Source organism: Ruegeria sp. CK1 (assembly GCF_056536545.1).
This window is the reverse complement of the sequence record NZ_JBQFPX010000009.1, coordinates 21,122-38,466: the sequence shown is the minus strand read 5'-3', so window position 1 is coordinate 38,466 and position 17,345 is coordinate 21,122. Positions and strand designations below refer to the sequence as shown.

Here is a 17,345-nt window from a genome sequence, read left to right as displayed (position 1 = left end):
GTACGAGGGCAAAATGGCATCTTATAACGCGCGCAACCGCGATCCATTGCTGGACAGCACGACTCAGGCCGCGATTGAGCGGCGCAGCAAAGAGCTGATCGGGATCGCCCTGATCCTGCTAGGGCTGGCCGCCGCTGCAATGATCTGGTCCTACACGCCGGATGATCCGAACTGGATGGTGTCGACGGACGCGCCGGTGCAGAACTGGATGGGGCGGATTGGTGCCTCGATTGCTGCACCGTTGTTTATGATCGTTGGTTGGGGCAGCTGGAGCATCGCGCTGGTGTTAATCGGCTGGGGCGTGCGCTTTGCCGGGCATTTTGGCGAGGAACGCGCGGTCGGTAGGCTGATCTTTGCGCCAATCTGGATCGCGATTGTCTCGGTCTATGCTGCGACGTTGGTTCCGGGGGAGGCTTGGCGCGCGACCCACAGCTTTGGTCTGGGTGGCCTGTTCGGCGATACCGTAATGGGCGCGCTGCTAACTCTGCTGCCGATTTCCTCGCATTTCATGGTCAAGTTGATGTCGCTGGCGATGGCCGCCGGGATGCTGGCGCTGGGTGTCTTCGTCTTGGGCTTCACCAAAGCGGATGTGCGCAAGGGCTTCCGCGCATTCCTTTTGGGTTTGGTCATGTCGTACGATATGCTGATGAACCTCTTGGGTCGCGGCGCCACGGCCACCGCACAAGCCGCCCGTGATCGTCGCACCCAGTGGGAAGAGCGTAAACTTGCCCGCGCCGAGGCCGTATTCGATGACGATCTGGTTTATGACGATCCGGTTTTCGACGAACCCGAGCTCGACGAACCTGAGCCCGCCAAGCCTGGCCTTTTGGCCCGGATGCCAAGTTTGATTCGCCGCCCAGAGCCGATGCCGGAACCGGAATTGATCGATTTCGAGCCCGTTGCTGATTTCGAAGAGATGCCCGGTGAAGATCGCATTCGCTCAAAGATTTCCGCAGCAGTGCGCAATCGAAAGGTTGCCAGTGGTGAAGTAGCGCCCGAGCATGATCCTAACTTGCCCTTGACCAAGGGGCGGGGGCGCGGACCAGACCCGCTGATCCTGAACCCAAGAGGTGCAGAAGAATTGCCGCCCGAGCCGCCGATGTCGGCTGACTTGCCGCCCGAACCGATGCTGACGGCCAACCCCGAGCCTGAATGGCAGCAAGAACCGCTGGATCAGGACTGGGCACCCGAGCCGAGTTTTGAAGATGAGGCGGTATTCGAGAACACTTCGGAACCAGAACCTGTCCCGCAGCAACGCCCGGCGATGAAAATTCCCGTGGCCGAACCGCGTAAACCGGTGGTGGCGCAGCCTGTTCGCCGCACACCGCCACCTTCTCGTCGCGCGCAGGCCGAGGCGCAACCAGCGCTGTCGTTCGAAGAAAGACATTCCGATTTCGAACTACCGCCGCTCGGCTTGTTGTCCAACCCGGCCAGCATTCAGCGCCATCACCTCAGCGATGAGGCGCTGGAGGAAAATGCTCGGATGCTGGAAAACGTGCTGGACGACTATGGTGTGAAGGGTGAGATCGTCAGTGTCCGCCCCGGCCCCGTTGTCACCATGTACGAGCTGGAACCGGCCCCAGGCTTGAAAGCCAGCCGTGTGATCGGTCTGGCCGACGATATCGCCCGTTCGATGTCGGCCCTGTCTGCACGGGTTTCGACCCTGCCGGGACGCTCAGTGATCGGTATCGAACTGCCCAATGAAAACCGTGAGATGGTGGTTTTGCGCGAAATTCTGGCCAGCCGTGACTTTGGTGATGGCAACCATGCGCTCCCGTTGGCACTGGGCAAGGATATTGGAGGGGAATCTGTTGTGGCGAACCTCGCCAAGATGCCTCACCTGCTGATCGCGGGTACCACAGGTTCCGGTAAGTCGGTTGCGATCAACACAATGATCCTGTCGCTGCTGTATAAGCTGACACCGGATGAATGCCGCCTGATCATGATCGACCCGAAGATGCTGGAACTTTCCGTCTATGACGGCATCCCGCACCTTTTGTCCCCCGTTGTGACCGATCCCAAAAAGGCCGTTGTCGCCTTGAAGTGGGTCGTTGGCGAAATGGAAGATCGTTATCGCAAAATGTCCAAAATGGGCGTGCGTAACATCGCGGGCTACAACGGCCGCGTGAAAGACGCACTGGCCAAAGGCGAATTGTTCAGCCGTACGGTCCAGACCGGATTTGATGATGAAACCGGTGAACCCGTGTTCGAGACCGAGGAATTCGCACCCGAAGCGATGCCCTATATCGTTGTTATCGTCGACGAGATGGCCGATTTGATGATGGTCGCGGGTAAGGAGATCGAGGCCTGCATCCAGCGTCTGGCACAGATGGCGAGGGCCTCGGGTATTCACCTGATCATGGCCACGCAACGCCCCTCGGTCGACGTGATCACCGGCACGATCAAGGCGAACTTCCCAACCCGGATTTCGTTCCAGGTGACCTCGAAAGTCGACAGCCGCACCATTCTGGGTGAAATGGGTGCCGAGCAACTGCTGGGGCAGGGTGACATGCTGTACATGGCAGGCGGTGCCAAGATCACCCGTTGTCACGGGCCATTTGTCTCGGACGAAGAGGTCGAGGAAATCGTCAACCACCTTAAGCAGTTTGGTCCGCCGGATTACGTGGGCAGCGTTCTGGACGGTCCGGCCGAAGACAAGGCCGACAACATCGACGCGGTTTTGGGCCTAAATACGGGTGGCAATACGAACGGAGAAGATGCCCTGTACGATCAGGCGGTGGCGATTGTCATCAAGGATCGCAAATGCTCGACCTCGTACATCCAGCGGAAACTTGCCATTGGTTACAACAAAGCTGCGCGGCTTGTTGAGCAAATGGAGGATGAAGGCATTGTTTCGTCTGCAAATCACGTTGGTAAGCGGGAAATCCTCGTCCCCGAGCAATAGGATATTTAATAACAAGGGCAGAGCGCATATCTGTGAGGTATGAAACAGATTGCATTTGCCCTTGTTTTGACACTGGCCGCACCCGCAGCTTGGGCAGCGGACAAGTTGCCGCTGTCACAGATCTCTAACTATCTGAACGGTTTAAAGACTGTTGAGACGACCTTCACTCAGGTTAACGATGATGGCTCACTGAGCACCGGAAAGCTGTGGATACAGAGACCGGGCAAGATGCGGTTCGAGTATGATCCGCCCAGCAGTGCCGTGGTTCTGGCCAACACAGGCACGGTTCAGATCTTCGACCCAAAGTCCAATCAACCGCCCGAGCAATACCCCTTAAACCGGACACCGCTGTCATTGGTTTTGGCGCGCAACGTTAATCTGGGGCAAGCGAACATGGTTGTGGGGCATGATTTCGACGGGACCGCGACGGTCGTTACCGCTCAGGACCCGAAAAACCCTGACTCAGGCCGGATCGAACTGATGTTCACGGACAATCCGATCGAACTGCGCAAATGGGTCATTCATGACAATGCGGGGACGCAAACTACGGTATTGCTGGGCCAGTTGAACACAGGTTCCAGCTTAAGCCGGGACTTGTTTTCTAATTCCAAGAGAAGCGGGTCAGTCAATCGCTGACCCGCTGACCTGTCAGTGTCTGCAACCAGACAGCTGCGCCTGATACAGTTTTGCGCGCGCATCTACGTCGTTGGCGACGTTCAACAGCCACGGCTTGTTGTAGTGGCTGCCTCGGGCATACCCTGTGTGGCCTTCGTGATAGGCCAGGTACTGATTGCGGGTGTCGCTGGGATGGATGCCGTTCCGTTCATAGCTTTTGTTCATGTACCAGCCGATGAAGTCTGACGCATCCCGGATACGATCCCGTTTTGCGCGGCGTTTACCGGTTTCTTTTTGATATTCATCCCAAGTTCCATCAAGCGCTTGGCTGAACCCATAAGCGCTGCTTTGGCGACCCATTGGGATCACGCCCAGAACATATTGATGCGGGGTACGCGCGTCATGCTTATAGCGGCTTTCCTGATAGATCGTCGCCATCTGTACGTGGACAGGTACGCCCCATTTGCGTTCGGTGCTTTTGAACGCCTTTATAAATTCGGGCCGTTCACGCGCAATACTGCACGCGTCGTTGAGTCTGCTGGGCGGCTGTTTAGAACCACCCCCACAGGATGCCAAAAGCAGCACCCCGAAGAGTACGATAAGAATTCTGCTCATGTGCCTCGTGCCTTTTTTCTTTATTCTAGCGCAGATTGAGCAATTTGGAAATCACAATCGTTACAGAACAATAGCTAGGATCAAAGGCAATGCGCCGACAGATATAGCTGTCGAAACCATGACCATGCCTGCGACGGCGTCTGAATTGGCTTCGAACCGTTCTGCCAGCAGGTAGGACGTCACGGCAACTGGCGTGCACATCTGTAGCACCAGAACGCCAAAGGCGATCGTTTCCAAATCGAAAAGCAAGGCAACGGCCCAACCCAACGCGAAACAGACGGCCAGCTTCAGCAGTGACAGCCAAACGGCCTGACCCAGCCGGTGCGTCGTCAGCCGAGCTACCGCCACACCCAACGTGATCAGCATCATCGGCACCGCCATCTGACCAAGCAATTCCAGCGTGTTGGTCAGGAACAAGGGCGTTTCCCATCCGCGCCACAGGAAAAGTGCACCCAGCAGGGTGGCCCACACCATTGGTTCCCGTACGACTTTTCCGAAAGCGCCCTTTCCGGCCACAAGGTAGATGCCATAGGTGAATGAAAACAAAGCCGTAACAGACAAAAATACAACTGCATACCCCAGCCCTGCCTGACCAAAGGCAAACAGACACAGTGGAAGGCCCAAATTCCCTGTGTTCCCGAAAATCAACGGCGACAGGTAGGTTCGTTGTTCCAGTTTCAGTCCGCGGACGATTACCCAAAAAGCCGCCGCCATCGCCAGATGGCCGACAACAGTAGCGATTGTGAAACGGGAAAGATCACCGCCTGGAATATCCGTTTGCATTAATGCCACGAAGATGAGGCTAGGCACAGCAAGCGTCATGGCAAAGCGCGTTACGAATTGTAAACGATATTCGAATCCAAGCTTGACCCATGCAAAGCCAATCCCCGCCAGAATAAAGACCGGTGCCACAATTTCGAACACTGTCAGCAAGAGGTTCACAGACTGTTTCCTTTAATTTCAGATCAATGATTGGCTTTTCGGCCCGGAAAGAGGTAGTAACTGCTTTGGGGGCTGAAACAATGTTAAAGACAAATGCTAAATACGGTCTGGGCCAAGTGGTCCGGCACAAAAAACATCCCTTCCGAGGGGTGATCTTTGACGTGGACCCCGAGTTTTCGAACACTGAGGAATGGTATCAGGCTATTCCTGAGGACAGTCGCCCCATAAAAGATCAGCCCTTCTATCATTTGCTGGCTGAAAACGACCAATCCTTCTATGTAGCTTATGTTTCAGAACAAAATCTGATCGCGGATCACTCTGGTGAGCCGGTCGAGCATCCTGACATACCAGATATGTTTGGCCCGTTCGAAAACGGATCATACCCTCTTCATTTTCATTTGAACTAAGCAGTCGAGATTGCGCTGTCATCATTAATATCCCAGCGCACAGCCATCCTTTCTGGGGTCGCTTGCGCCGATTAGAATACCGTCGTCAGAGATTCGGATCGCCTGCGCGCCGCCCAAGGGCGTTTCTGGTATCTCAACATTGTGCCCGATTTCTTCTAATTGTTGCGCAGTACTTGGCGAAATCCCGCGCTCCAGTTTCAAAACGCCATTGTCGGCGAACGCGCGTGGGGCGTCGATACTGGTTTGTAGGTCAAATCCGTGATCGATTTGGTTTGATACGAAACGGGCGTGCCCGGTGGCTTGGTACGCGCCGCCCATTACGCCGAACGGCGTCTGCACGCGGTCATTCTGCTTCAGTATCCCTGGAATTATCGTGTGCATTGGGCGTTTGCCGCCACCCAGTTCATTTGGGTGGCCCGGTTGTAGGTTAAAGCCCGCACCGCGGTTATGCAGCAGTATGCCATATTTTTCGGATGCGATCCCGGATCCAAAGCTGTGAAAGATTGAATAAATCAGCGAGACAGCCATGCGGTCCCGATCCACTACAGTGATATAGACTGTATCTTTATGAATAGCCTCAGTCAGCGGTGCCACTTCGGGCAACGCACGGTTTGGATCAATAAGTGCGGCCAGCTTGTCTGCCACAGCTTGGTCGGTAAACAGATCCACGTGCGTTGTGTGGTCAGGGTCAGCAATAAATCTGTTTCGGGCGTCATAAGCGAGTTTGGTGGCTTCGGCCTCGATGTGCAGCCTCTCAACACCAAACGGGTCCATTTTGGTAAGGTCGAAATTCTTTAGAATGTTCAGCAGCAAAATTGCTGTGGCACCCTGACCGTTTGGCGGATGCTCAAACAATTCCACCCCTTTGTATTCACCGCTGACAGGTTTTGTTTCGGTACAATTGGTGGCCAGAAAGTCTTCGGCCGTGTGTACGCCTCCCGCTTGGGAAAGCGCGGCGATCATGTCATCAGCGATGTCCCCGGAATAAAACGCTTCCCGTCCATTGCGGGCGATTTGGCGCAGAACCTTGGCCTGTCCCGGAGAACGAAAAATTTGCCCAACCTCAGGTGCCTTGCCGTTGATCAGGTAATGAGTTCGAGCTGCGCCTTGCAGGTTGGTCGCCCCGGATTTCCAGTCAAAGGCAACTCTGGGCGCGACGGGTACGCCGGTGTCAGCATAGTGGATGGCGGGCTGCAATATAGCATCTAAGCCCAGCTTGCCTTCGGTTTCTGCCAAGTGGCAGAACGCGTCGATTGCGCCCGGGACAGTTACAGCATCTGCTGTATTAAGAGGCACCGCTGTTAACCCCTGGGCCCTAAGTTCATCTGGGTTCGCAGCAGATGGTGCGCGACCTGATCCGTTAAGGGCGCGGATTTGATCCTCACCCGCGCGGTTGAACAGCACAAAACAGTCGCCACCCAGCCCGGTCATTTGAGGTTCGCAAATCCCGAGAAGAACCGCTCCGGCGATCGCAGCATCCATTGCGTTACCGCCTTGCTGCAGAATATCCAAAGCTACTTTCGCGGCCAAAGGATGCGACGTGGCACACATCCCTTTGGTCGCCAAAACTTCGGATCGGCCTGGAGTGTGAAAATCCCGCATCGTGTATTCCCCATTTCAACGCGACGAAAGTATCGCGCGGTCCAGGGTTGTCCAGTCAAATCAAGGGGAAGTTCCTCGGCGCCGTTCACTGGGTGGGGGCTGTGACATACGACGCCGAGGGAAGCTATCTGAGCTACAAAAGCGAATTTGCCCATTGTTTGCGGCGCGACAATGGTTCGATCTGGGCCTTATTGTGACGTTTTCTTGCCCTCAGGTGGAGTCGGAAAAGTCAAAGCGCAGCGACAGTCTGTTGCAACCGTTGTCGCGCTCATAGTGTATATCGCTAGTCAATTCATGGATCAGAAGCCAGCCGAACCCACCTTCGGGCAAGTCCTTTATGGACGTGTCCAAAGGTGCTGGAATGCCGCCAGGCACTCGAAACCCGGGCAGCGGGTTGCCTGTGTCCGAAATCAAGATCTCAAGCCAGTTTTGATGCAAGCGACATCTTACTCGCACATGTGCCGGGGTAACATCTGCGTAGGCGTGTTCGACCACGTTATTGATTGCCTCAGCCAGTGCAATTTTCACATCCCCGGCTTTGTGTTCAGGAAGTCCTTTTGCTGCTAAACCTCGGCTAAGTTGCGCGATCCCAGAGCTGGCTTCAGACTCGGTTGCTGCGAAACTCAGGTCTAAACACTTGCCGTTACTCATGTGCTTCGCGCCTATTCAGATGATTTAGTGAGTCAATCTGCAGCGGCCGACAGAGCATCATCCAGCGTCTGATAGAGCTTGAAAACTGTGTCCATCCGGGTCAGCCGAAATACCTTTTCGACGAAGGGGTGCAGCCCGGCCAAATCCAATCTACGATCGTTTCCAAGCTGTTTCATCGAGGCGACAATTGCCCCAAGCCCGCTTGAGTCGATGAATTCGACGCTGGTTAAATCTAAGACAACTCTGGCAACGCCGCTGTCCGCTTCTTTCCGCATGTCCTCTTTGAACTGAATAGCCATGGCCGCGTCAATCCGGTCGGAATGCACCTTGATGACTTGGGTTGCGTCGGTTGTTGTACTGCTCAGGGCCATGCGCGACGGTCCTTCAATCTGAAATTCACTAGTATAAATACGCTAGACGGCAAATCTTACCATTCGGTATCCATCAAAATAGAAAACAAGAGGAGTATAGCGATGAAAGAGGTGGTTATCGCTGGCGCAGCGCGAACGCCAATGGGCGGGTTTCAGGGTATGTTCGATGGTATTGCCGCGGCTGATCTGGGCGGTACGGCCATTCGCGCCGCGCTCCAGGGAGCGGGCGCTGAGACGGTGGACGAAGTCCTTATGGGGTGCGTTCTTCCCGCAGGGCAAGGACAGGCTCCGGCGCGGCAGGCCGGGTTCGCGGCTGGTCTGGGAGAGGACGTGCCGGCGACGACCCTGAACAAGATGTGCGGTTCTGGGATGAAGGCTGCTATGATCGCATTTGACCAGATCGCGCTGGGCCACGCCGATACAATGATCGCGGGCGGGATGGAGAGCATGACTAATGCCCCCTACCTGTTGCCGAAAATGCGTGGCGGCGCGCGGATCGGGCACGGTCAGGTGGTTGATCATATGTTTCTGGATGGGCTCGAAGATGCCTATGACAAAGGTCGCTTGATGGGCACGTTTGCCGAGGATTGCGCAGAAGCCTTCCAATTTACGCGTGAGGCGCAGGATGAGTATGCGTTGCAATCCCTGTCCAACGCGCTTTCCGCGCAGGAAAGCGGTGCGTTTGAGGACGAAATCACGCCGGTGACTTCGCGGACTCGTAAGGGAGAGGTCGTCTTCACCCGGGACGAACAGCCACAATCGGCACGGCCAGACAAAATTCCAACTCTGAAACCGGCATTCCGCAAGGATGGCACGGTGACTGCGGCCAACTCTTCGTCGATCTCTGACGGTGCCGCCGCTTTGGTTCTTGCCTCTGCAGACGCAGCCGAAGCGCAAGGCCTTACAGTACGCGCCAGAATCATTGGCCATACCAGCCACGCGCAGGCTCCGGGTCTGTTTACAACTGCCCCGATTCCAGCAGTTCAAAAACTGCTTGCTAGGATTGGTTGGTCAAAAAATGATGTGGATTTGTGGGAGGTGAACGAAGCCTTCGCCGTTGTTCCGATGGCGTTTATGCATGAGATGGGATTGCCGCGTGACAAAGTGAATGTGAACGGCGGCGCCTGCGCCTTGGGGCACCCCATCGGCGCATCAGGCGCACGGATCATGGTTACTCTGCTCAACGCTTTGGAAAAGCGGGATCTCAAACGTGGCGTGGCTGCCATCTGCATCGGTGGTGGGGAAGGCACAGCCATTGCCATCGAACGTGTTTGACGCCTCGGCATTTTCCAAATACTCCCGAGGAACCCAACGCCAAAGAGCAGAACGATGACGGCTGACTACGACACGCTTGCCAAGACCATCGCCGCCTTGACCGAAGGCGAAACAGATCAGGTTGCCCTCATGGCGACGATAGCGTGCGAGGTGCATCACTCCGATGACCGGTTCGATTGGACTGGATTCTATCGCGTAACAGAGCCCGGTTTGTTGAAAATCGGCCCCTATCAGGGCGGCCACGGCTGCCTTGTCATCCCATTCGAGCGCGGCGTCTGCGGCGCAGCGGCACGGACCGGGGACGTTCAGCGGGTGAGCGACGTTGACGCGTTTCCGGGTCATATCGCCTGTGCATCTTCCACACAGTCAGAGCTTGTCCTGCCCGTGCGAAATGCAAACGGTGACATTTTCGCCGTCTTCGATATCGACAGCGATCAACCAGATGCGTTCACCGATCAAGACGCATCGTCGATTGGTGAAATTCTGGATGACGTATTTGCAAAATGACATCAGCCCGAGATAGTCGGGCTGATATACGTTTCGTTGTTGCGGACTCGATTAGGACGCGAGGATTTTGGCTTTCTGAGAGGCAAATTCCTCGTCCGTCAGGTGACCTTTGTCTTTGAGCGCCGCCAATCTTTCTAGTTCGTCTGCTGCCGACACACTTGCGACCGAACGGATGTAATCTTTTTGCGCCTCTTCAATCTGGTTCATGGTCTCGACACTGTGCTGGTGCATTTTATCCCCGCGAATAATGAGGTAGCACAGAACACCCAGCCATGGGATCAGGATTACAAAGGCAATCCAAAGCGCCTTGCCGCCGCCGCTTAGGTCCTTTGATCGGAAGACATCGGCAACAACCGAAATCATCACCCAGAACCAGGCGACCATTAGGAACAGCCAGAAGATCGACCAAACTATATCGAAGAAACCGAGCCCATTTTCCATTTTTCGTCCAACCCTTTGCTTATCTATAAGAAATCCCTGCGATTAGAGATCACGCGATTGTAACAGACACGCTGCAGGTTGGTAGATATTGTTTTAGGTGAATGTATTCGGATCAAATTAGGTCTGGAAAAGGGTCGATCATAACGAAGTTTATCAGGATCGCCTGAACCACAGCTATCGCAATCAGCCAGAGAGAAAAGCCGCGTTTGCGGGTTTTGTGTTTGAAGATCCATCGGCCAAGTAACGCGCCGGGACTACCGCCAAGCGCGGCCAGCCACAGTAAGCGGCGTTCCGGTAACCTGCCTTTACGCCGTCTCGCACGGGCCTTGTCCCAGCCGAAGGCCAACAAAGTCAGAATGTTGATTAGCCAAAGATAGATTACTGCAATCCACATGGCTGAGGCATATCAAGCGAGAGTGCTAACGCAAATGAAAAAACTCTTGGAAATTTCATGATTCTAAGTCATCGTGAAAAAGGAGATAAAATTTTCACGAGATTCGGAACGGCGATGAACATCCTGCCACCTCAAGGCGCGACAATCGGTGCGGATATCCGTGCCTTGCGCAAGGCGCGTGGGTTGACGCTGACCGAAATCGCAACGCAGCTGAACCGCTCGGTAGGATGGCTCAGTCAGGTCGAGCGGGACATGTCTGATCCTTCAATCTCGGACCTGCGACAGATAGCCGAATGTCTGGGCGTGCCGATGTCGATGTTGTTCGCACATTCTTCGGTGCCAGCGGACGAGCAGGGCTATGTCGTTCGCGCCGGATTGCGCCGACCGATGGGGTCTGGAGAAGAAGGGCTGATCGAAGAACTGCTTTCGCCCGACCTGACCGATGATTTCGAGATGGTACACTCCACCTTTGAGCCTCGCTCAAAAATGCAGAAGCCGGCCAGCCGACCAACACAAGAGGTTGGCTACATGATTTCAGGTCGTTTGGATTTGACCATCGGACCCCGCCAGTTCACCGTTGGCCCAGGCGACAGTTTTCGCATCAAGCATGAAACCTATCAGTGGGCCAACCCCTATGATGAGCACGCCGTGGCCATTTGGGTCATCGCGCCGCCGGTGTACTGATGAGCTTTGAGGCCTGGACCATATTCGCGTTGTTCTGGGTGGTGTTCGTCACCACGCCGGGGCCGAATGCGGTCAACTGCATCTCAAACGGGATGAGCCTGCCGTTTCCCAAGGCAATGTTGGGCGTGCTCGCAATCCTGACACAGGCCAGTGCATTTCTGATCCTGTCCGCGCTGGGCGTGACCGCGCTTATTGCAGCCTCTCCGACCGGGTTCTTCATTGCCAAGCTGGTGGGTGCGGGCTTCCTGATCTGGGTTGGTGTGCGTGGTTGGATGAACGCAACACGGCCTGCCCCGGCCAGTGAACGCCCTGCGCGGCACGTCTACCTGCATGCGCTGGCAGTAGCGACGATCAACCCCAAAAGCGTGGCCGGATACCTCGCCGCCTTTTCGCAGTTCGTACAACCCGATGTGCCGATCTGGCAGCAGATGGGGGTGATCATGCCGACTGCGCTGGTCATCACAACACTCAGCTATACCGGGTTCACACTGTTGGGCGCGCTGATGGGCAAAGCTGCGCTAGGCGCAGTGTTCAATACGTGGGTTCGCCGTTTAATGGCGGCCTGTTTCATCATCTATGGCGTGTTGCTGGGTGCCAGTTCCACGCCTTCGGCAAGGGGGTAATCACATGCACACTGGTTCCTGCCTTTGCGGCGCGGTTGCTTTCACGATTGACGGAGAACTGTCGCCGCCTTCGGCTTGCCACTGCGGCCAATGCCGCAAGCAGTCTGGCCATATCTGGGCCTCAACCGAGACCCATCAGGACAATCTGAGCTTTGGCGCCAGCGATACTCTCAGCTGGTTTCGTGCCTCGGACACCGCCCGGCGTGGGTTCTGCAGCGCCTGCGGCTCATTTCTGTTCTGGCAGCACAATGACGAGGACACGATTTCAATCTCGATGGGCGCGCTCAGCGAACCCACGGGTTTGAAACTCTCAAGGAATATCTTTGTCGCTGACAAAGGTGATTACTACGACATCCAAGACGACCTGCCCCAACGGGCACAATAATAGGGAACAAAAGCATGAGTGATTTTCCAAACAAGGCCCGTGTGGTCATTATCGGCGGCGGTGTCGTCGGCTGTTCGTCGCTGTATCATCTGGCCAAGAAAGGCTGGACGGACTGTGTTCTGCTGGAAAAGAACGAACTGACCGCCGGATCGACGTGGCACGCTGCGGGCAACGTGCCGACCTTTTCGAATTCATGGGCGATCATGAATATGCAACGCTATTCGACCGAGCTGTATTCGCGGCTGGCCGAAGAAGTTGACTATCCGATGAACTACCACGTCTCGGGCTCGATCCGTCTGGCGCACAGCAAAGAACGGATGCAGGAGTTCGAGCACGCCATGTCCATGGGCCTTTATCAGGGCATCCCGATGGAGATGTGGACCCCGGAGCAGGCCAAAGAGCACTATCCGTTCCTGGAAACCCACGATCTAGAAGGCGTTCTGTACGACCCGACCGATGGCGACATTGACCCTGCACAGCTGACGCAAGCGCTTGCCAAAGGTGCGCGTGATATGGGCCAGAAGATCATCCGCTTCTGCCCCGCGACCGGCGTTACTCAGCATGAGGATGGCACATGGACAGTGCACACTGAAAAGGGTGACATCGATTGTGATTATGTCGTCAATGCCGCTGGCTACTACGCGCAGCGTGTCGGTGAGATGTTCAAGCCCTATGGCGGCCGTACCGTGCCCGCGATGGTCATGAGCCACCAGTACCTGCTGACCGACGAAGTGCCCGAGGTCGAGGCGTGGTCCAAGGAACATGGCGGCAAGCTGCCTCTGCTGCGCGACGTGGATATCTCGTATTACCTGCGGCAGGAGAAAAACGGTTTCAACCTTGGCCCCTATGAGCCCAACTGCAAGGGCCACTGGATGACCGAGGACGACCAGATGCCCGAAGACTTCAGCTTCCAGCTGTGGAACGACGATCTGGACCGTATCGAAGACATCGTCACCGACGCGATGGAGCGGGTTCCGCTGATGGCCACCTCGGGCGTAGGTCGTGTGATCAACGGTCCGATCCCTTATGCGCCTGATGGTCTGCCGCTGATCGGCCCGATGCCGGGCGTGAAAAACGCGTTCGAGGCGCACAGCTTCACCTTCGGCATCGCGCAGGGCGGTGGCGCAGGCAAGGTGCTGGCAGAATGGATCGTTGATGGCCACACTGAATGGGATATGTGGGCCGTCGATCCGCGCCGCTACACCGACTACACCGATCAGGATTACTGCAACCAGAAAGGTATGGAAGTTTATGGAAATGAATACGCCATGCACTTCCCCCATCACGAATGGCCTGCCGCGCGCGACAAAAAACTGTCGCCGGTCCATGCCAAAGTGAAAGAACTGGGCGGTGTCATGGGTGTCTATAACGGCTGGGAACGCGCCAACTGGTTCGCCAAGCCAGGCGATGACACGTCAGAAGAGTCCACCCATACCTGGGGCCGCTCGGGCCCATGGGAACAGCGGATCAAAGAGGAATGCGAGGCCGTTCGCGACCATTGCGGCGTGCTGGACCTGCCGGGTTTCTCGCGCTTCATGGTCAAGGGCGAAGGTGCGGCCGAGGCGCTGCGTGGACTGGTCACAGGTGGGCTACCCAAAATCGGGCGTATCAACCTTGTCTATGTCGCTGACGATCGTGGGCGGATTCTGACTGAAATGTCCTGCCTGCGCTTGGGTGAGGATGAATTCGTGATGATCACCGCCGCCACGGCGCAATGGCATGACCGCGATATGCTGGTCAATGTCATGCCCGCGACGGTCAGCGTCGAGGATGTCACCACCACCCGCGACACGCTGATCGTGACCGGTCCAAAATCGCGCGAAATCCTGTCCGGTCTCACGGACGCGGATCTGAGCAGCGGTTGGTTGACCCATCAGGCTGCAACCGTCGCCGGTCAGCCTGCCTACCTGATCCGGGTTTCCTTCGCCGGAGAGTTGGGTTGGGAAGTGCACGCCCTGAACGCGGATATGCCTGCGATCTACGACGCGGTTCTAGATGCCGGTGCCACACCGTTCGGCATGTATGCGCTGAACTCGCTGCGGATCGAAAAGGGTTATCGCGCTTGGAAAGGCGATCTTTCAACCGACTACTCACTACTGGAAGGTGGGCTTGGCCGTTTCGTCAAGCTCGACAAACCGCAGGACTTCCCGGGCAAGGCTGCAATCATGAACGAAAAGCAGCAAGGCGTGAAAAAAGCCTTTGTTACGCTGACAGTTGAGGCAGGTGAGGCCGATGCGCCCTACATGTCCTGCATCTGGCAAGGCGATCAGATCGTGGGTGAAACCACGTCTGGCGCCTGGGGCTACCGCGTCGGCAAGTCCATTGCGCTGGGCATGATCAAGGCTGAGCTTGCAAATCCGGGCACAGAGTTGGAGGTTGAAATCTACGGCCACAAATACCCGGCTGTGGTACAAGAAGACCAACCGCTCTGGGATCCTCAGAATGAGCGGCTGCGCGCGTAACCCCTAACGGAGGTGCCATGAGCAAGCGATATTCCAAACTGGGGCCCGGAGAGGGCCCCAATTATGACTGGGAAAACGACCATACTTTCGTAAAGGTATCCGGTCAGGACACGAATGGCGCCTATACGCTCATGGAAGACAATCTGAAGGCCAGCTTCGCGCTTGGCCTTCATCGCCACGACAGCCATGCAGAAACCTTTTACTTTCTGGAAGGGAAGGTCGATTTCTATGTCGATGGCGACTGGCATCGTTGTGGGCCGGGTACAACGATACACGTTCCTCCGGGCATTCCGCATGCCAGCCGCGTAGCCGGATCTGCACCTGCGAGGATGCTGATGATCTTTCAACCCTCGGGGTTTGACGGGTTCCTAGCAGAACTGGCGAACATGACCGAAACGGACTTTGCCGATGAGGCAAAAATGGCTGAGCTAAACGCCCGTTACGACATCATCCCAATGGGAGCGGTGCCGCCACATCCGGACGATCAAACATAAAGGCAGCTTGTAATGGCGTTCCCAAAAACAATGTCCGGTGTGTATCTGACAAAACATGGCGGGCCTGACGCTCTGGAATGGCGCAACGATATTCCCGTGCCCGCGCCTGGGCCCGGACAAGTATTGGTCCGGGTTATGGCAGCTGGGGTCAACAACACTGACATCAACACGCGGGTTGGCTGGTATTCCTCTGAGGTGACCGGTGCGACTGACGCTGTTGATCAAGATGTCGACGCAGGTGGCTGGGGCGGCGCATTACAGTTTCCGCGTATTCAGGGCGGCGATTTGTGCGGAATCGTCGAGGCAGTAGGGCAGGGGACCATGTTCCAACCAGGTCAGCGTGTGACCTGTCCGATAAATCTACCGCGCCCGCGACCGGGGTATCCAACCGGGTTTATTGCCTTGGGATCCGAAATAGATGGGGCGTTTGCGCAGTATTGTCTTGTTGAGGCAGATGACTTGTATGACGTCAGCGCCTCGCCATTGTCAGACGTGGAAATCGCCGCCATCCCATGCGCGTTCGGAACTGCCGAGAACCTTCTGACACGGGCAGGTGTGACAGCTGGGCAAAAGGTTTTGGTTACCGGAGCATCTGGTGGGGTCGGACTGGCAGCTGTGCAACTTGCAGCTTTGCGTGGTGCTACGGTTTGGGGCGTTTCCAGCCCCGCGAAGGCCGAAGTTGTCAAAAGTCAGGGTGCGTTGGACACGTTTGACCGCGATGCGCCTTTGCCTAAGGACATGTTCGATATTGTGATTGATGTCGTGGCCGGCCCGGCTTGGTCTGGTTTGATCCTGGCCCTGAAACCCGGCGGGCATTATGCGGTTTCCGGGGCCATTGCGGGCCCAATTGTGGAGGCCGACTTGCGAGACATCTATTTGCGCGACATCACCATTCACGGCTGCACGCATCAGGCGTTTGAGGTGTTTGGAAGGCTGGTAGAAATGATAAACGGAGGGCGGATCAGGCCCTTGATCTCGAAGACCTATCCGTTAAAGGACATCGCCACTGCGCAGGCGGATTTTCAATCCAAGGCGTTTCCGGGCAAACTTGTTCTGATTCCCTGAAAAGGCTCAATAATGGCGAATATCACTCTGTTGGATGGATCAATCGGTCAGGAACTGGTCAAGCGTAGTGGTGACAGAGCAACACCACTGTGGTCGACACGGGTGATGATTGATTATCCCGAATTGGTTGGAGATGTTCATGCCGAGTATTTCCGCCGGGGGGCGACTGTAGCCACCACCAACACATATGCTGTTCATCGCTCTCGGCTTGAACGGGTCGGGCTGGAAGGGCAACTTGCCGATCTAGTCGAAACCGCACTGTCGCAGGCTGAACGTGCTTGCACCGCCGAAAGGCGTATCGCTGGTGCGCTGGGTCCTCTTTTGGCGTCTTACCGACCTGATCTAAAACCGGACGTAAACGATGCGGAAGCCAAGTTCTCTGAACTTGTACGTTTGATGGCAGATCGCGTTGACCTGTTTCTGGTCGAAACTGTTTCGTCCGTGCAAGAGGCCGAAGGCGCTCTGCGTGGAACGGCGCAAGCTGGCAAACCAGTTTGGCTGGCATTGTCGGTGATGGACGACGATGGCACGCGCCTACGTTCCGGAGAGCCGTTGTCAGATGTCGCGCCGGTCGTGGACCGTTACCAGCCCGAAGCCGTGCTGATCAATTGTTCCCGACCCGAGGCCATTCCGGCTGCGTTGGACATCATTGCAAAATTGGGTCGCCCATTTGGGGCGTATGCAAACGGGTTTGTCGGGATTTCACAGAAGTTTCTAGAAGACGCGCCGACAGTTGACGCGTTGGAGCACCGGCAGGATTTGGGGCCAGAGGCCTATGCCGAGCATGCCATGGCTTGGGTCGACCAAGGGGCGACCATTGTCGGGGGGTGTTGTGAGGTCGGCCCTGATCACATCGAAGCACTGGCTCATCGGTTACGAGACGCCGGTCACCAGATCGTCTAAGGTG

Annotated in this window: 19 protein-coding genes; 12 read left to right on the top strand and 7 right to left on the bottom strand. The window is 56.1% G+C overall.

Translation table 11 applies throughout. The features are described 5' to 3' along the window. The first annotated feature begins 13 nt into the window (after positions 1–13). Positions 14–2,905: a DNA translocase FtsK gene (locus ACR0L3_RS17465; RefSeq protein ID WP_480747036.1), complete on the top strand. Its 2,892-nt coding sequence runs from the start codon at positions 14–16 to the stop codon at positions 2,903–2,905. A gap of 39 nt (positions 2,906–2,944) precedes the next feature. Further along, positions 2,945–3,541, top strand: coding sequence for a LolA family protein (locus tag ACR0L3_RS17460; protein ID WP_480747035.1), 597 nt, complete (start codon positions 2,945–2,947; stop codon positions 3,539–3,541). Positions 3,542–3,553: 12 nt separating this feature from the next. Here ACR0L3_RS17460 and ACR0L3_RS17455 read toward each other — a convergent pair whose 3' ends face one another. Together ACR0L3_RS17455 and ACR0L3_RS17450 are read right to left on the bottom strand one after the other, a co-directional pair. Further along, positions 3,554–4,135 carry a transglycosylase SLT domain-containing protein gene (locus ACR0L3_RS17455; RefSeq protein ID WP_480747034.1) on the bottom strand — a complete coding sequence of 194 codons (582 nt, stop codon included), beginning with the start codon at positions 4,133–4,135 and terminating at the stop codon, positions 3,554–3,556. 60 nt (positions 4,136–4,195) lie between these two features. Then, positions 4,196–5,077: an AEC family transporter gene (locus ACR0L3_RS17450; RefSeq protein ID WP_480747033.1), complete on the bottom strand. Its 882-nt coding sequence runs from the start codon at positions 5,075–5,077 to the stop codon at positions 4,196–4,198. Positions 5,078–5,157: 80 nt separating this feature from the next. Here ACR0L3_RS17450 and hspQ point away from each other — a divergent pair, with 80 nt between their 5' ends. Continuing rightward, a complete protein-coding gene (gene hspQ / locus ACR0L3_RS17445; protein ID WP_480747032.1) occupies positions 5,158–5,484 on the top strand; it encodes a heat shock protein HspQ in 327 nt (108 codons plus the stop codon). 24 nt (positions 5,485–5,508) lie between these two features. Here the strand turns inward: hspQ and ggt are convergent, their stop codons facing one another. The 3 genes from ggt to ACR0L3_RS17430 form a co-directional block, all read right to left on the bottom strand. Further along, positions 5,509–7,086, bottom strand: a complete 1,578-nt coding sequence (gene ggt / locus ACR0L3_RS17440; protein ID WP_480747031.1) for a gamma-glutamyltransferase — start codon at positions 7,084–7,086, stop codon at positions 5,509–5,511. 210 nt (positions 7,087–7,296) lie between these two features. Then, the gene (locus ACR0L3_RS17435) at positions 7,297–7,737 is read right to left on the bottom strand and encodes an ATP-binding protein (protein ID WP_480747030.1); all 441 of its coding nucleotides are present in this window, start codon (positions 7,735–7,737) and stop codon (positions 7,297–7,299) included. A 32-nt stretch (positions 7,738–7,769) separates the two neighbouring features. Then, complete coding sequence (locus ACR0L3_RS17430; RefSeq protein WP_480747029.1) at positions 7,770–8,108, bottom strand: STAS domain-containing protein; 339 nt, start codon at positions 8,106–8,108, stop codon at positions 7,770–7,772. 102 nt (positions 8,109–8,210) lie between these two features. On the opposite strand from ACR0L3_RS17430, the gene ACR0L3_RS17425 reads away from it, so the two are divergent. Beyond that, a complete protein-coding gene (locus ACR0L3_RS17425) occupies positions 8,211–9,383 on the top strand; it encodes a thiolase family protein (RefSeq protein ID WP_480747028.1) in 1,173 nt (390 codons plus the stop codon). Positions 9,384–9,437: 54 nt separating this feature from the next. Then, the gene (locus ACR0L3_RS17420; RefSeq protein ID WP_480747027.1) at positions 9,438–9,890 is read left to right on the top strand and encodes a GAF domain-containing protein; all 453 of its coding nucleotides are present in this window, start codon (positions 9,438–9,440) and stop codon (positions 9,888–9,890) included. A gap of 51 nt (positions 9,891–9,941) precedes the next feature. Here the strand turns inward: ACR0L3_RS17420 and ACR0L3_RS17415 are convergent, their stop codons facing one another. Then, a complete protein-coding gene (locus tag ACR0L3_RS17415; protein WP_480747026.1) occupies positions 9,942–10,331 on the bottom strand; it encodes an SHOCT domain-containing protein in 390 nt (129 codons plus the stop codon). 112 nt (positions 10,332–10,443) lie between these two features. Continuing rightward, positions 10,444–10,725, bottom strand: a complete 282-nt coding sequence (locus ACR0L3_RS17410; RefSeq protein WP_480747024.1) for a DUF1294 domain-containing protein — start codon at positions 10,723–10,725, stop codon at positions 10,444–10,446. Positions 10,726–10,839: 114 nt separating this feature from the next. Between ACR0L3_RS17410 and ACR0L3_RS17405 the strand changes: the two genes are divergently transcribed. Genes ACR0L3_RS17405 through ACR0L3_RS17375 form a run of 7 tightly spaced genes read left to right on the top strand, consistent with a single transcriptional unit; the run spans position 10,840 to position 17,341 of the window. Next, complete coding sequence (locus ACR0L3_RS17405; RefSeq protein WP_480747023.1) at positions 10,840–11,409, top strand: helix-turn-helix domain-containing protein; 570 nt, start codon at positions 10,840–10,842, stop codon at positions 11,407–11,409. After that, positions 11,409–12,032: a LysE family translocator gene (locus tag ACR0L3_RS17400; protein WP_480747022.1), complete on the top strand. Its 624-nt coding sequence runs from the start codon at positions 11,409–11,411 to the stop codon at positions 12,030–12,032. The genes ACR0L3_RS17405 and ACR0L3_RS17400 overlap by 1 nt, the downstream gene beginning before the upstream one ends. 4 nt (positions 12,033–12,036) lie before the next feature. Beyond that, entirely contained in the window at positions 12,037–12,417 is a 381-nt protein-coding gene (locus tag ACR0L3_RS17395; protein WP_480747021.1) for a GFA family protein, read from the top strand. Between the two features lie 14 nt (positions 12,418–12,431). Beyond that, positions 12,432–14,879, top strand: a complete 2,448-nt coding sequence (locus tag ACR0L3_RS17390; protein ID WP_480747020.1) for a GcvT family protein — start codon at positions 12,432–12,434, stop codon at positions 14,877–14,879. A gap of 17 nt (positions 14,880–14,896) precedes the next feature. Then, the gene (locus ACR0L3_RS17385) at positions 14,897–15,373 is read left to right on the top strand and encodes a cupin domain-containing protein (protein WP_480747018.1); all 477 of its coding nucleotides are present in this window, start codon (positions 14,897–14,899) and stop codon (positions 15,371–15,373) included. Between the two features lie 12 nt (positions 15,374–15,385). Then, the gene (locus ACR0L3_RS17380; RefSeq protein WP_480747017.1) at positions 15,386–16,438 is read left to right on the top strand and encodes an alcohol dehydrogenase family protein; all 1,053 of its coding nucleotides are present in this window, start codon (positions 15,386–15,388) and stop codon (positions 16,436–16,438) included. A 12-nt stretch (positions 16,439–16,450) separates the two neighbouring features. Further along, on the top strand, positions 16,451–17,341 hold the full coding sequence (locus ACR0L3_RS17375; protein WP_480747016.1) for a homocysteine S-methyltransferase family protein: 891 nt from the start codon (positions 16,451–16,453) through the stop codon (positions 17,339–17,341). The last annotated feature ends 4 nt before the right edge of the window (positions 17,342–17,345 follow it).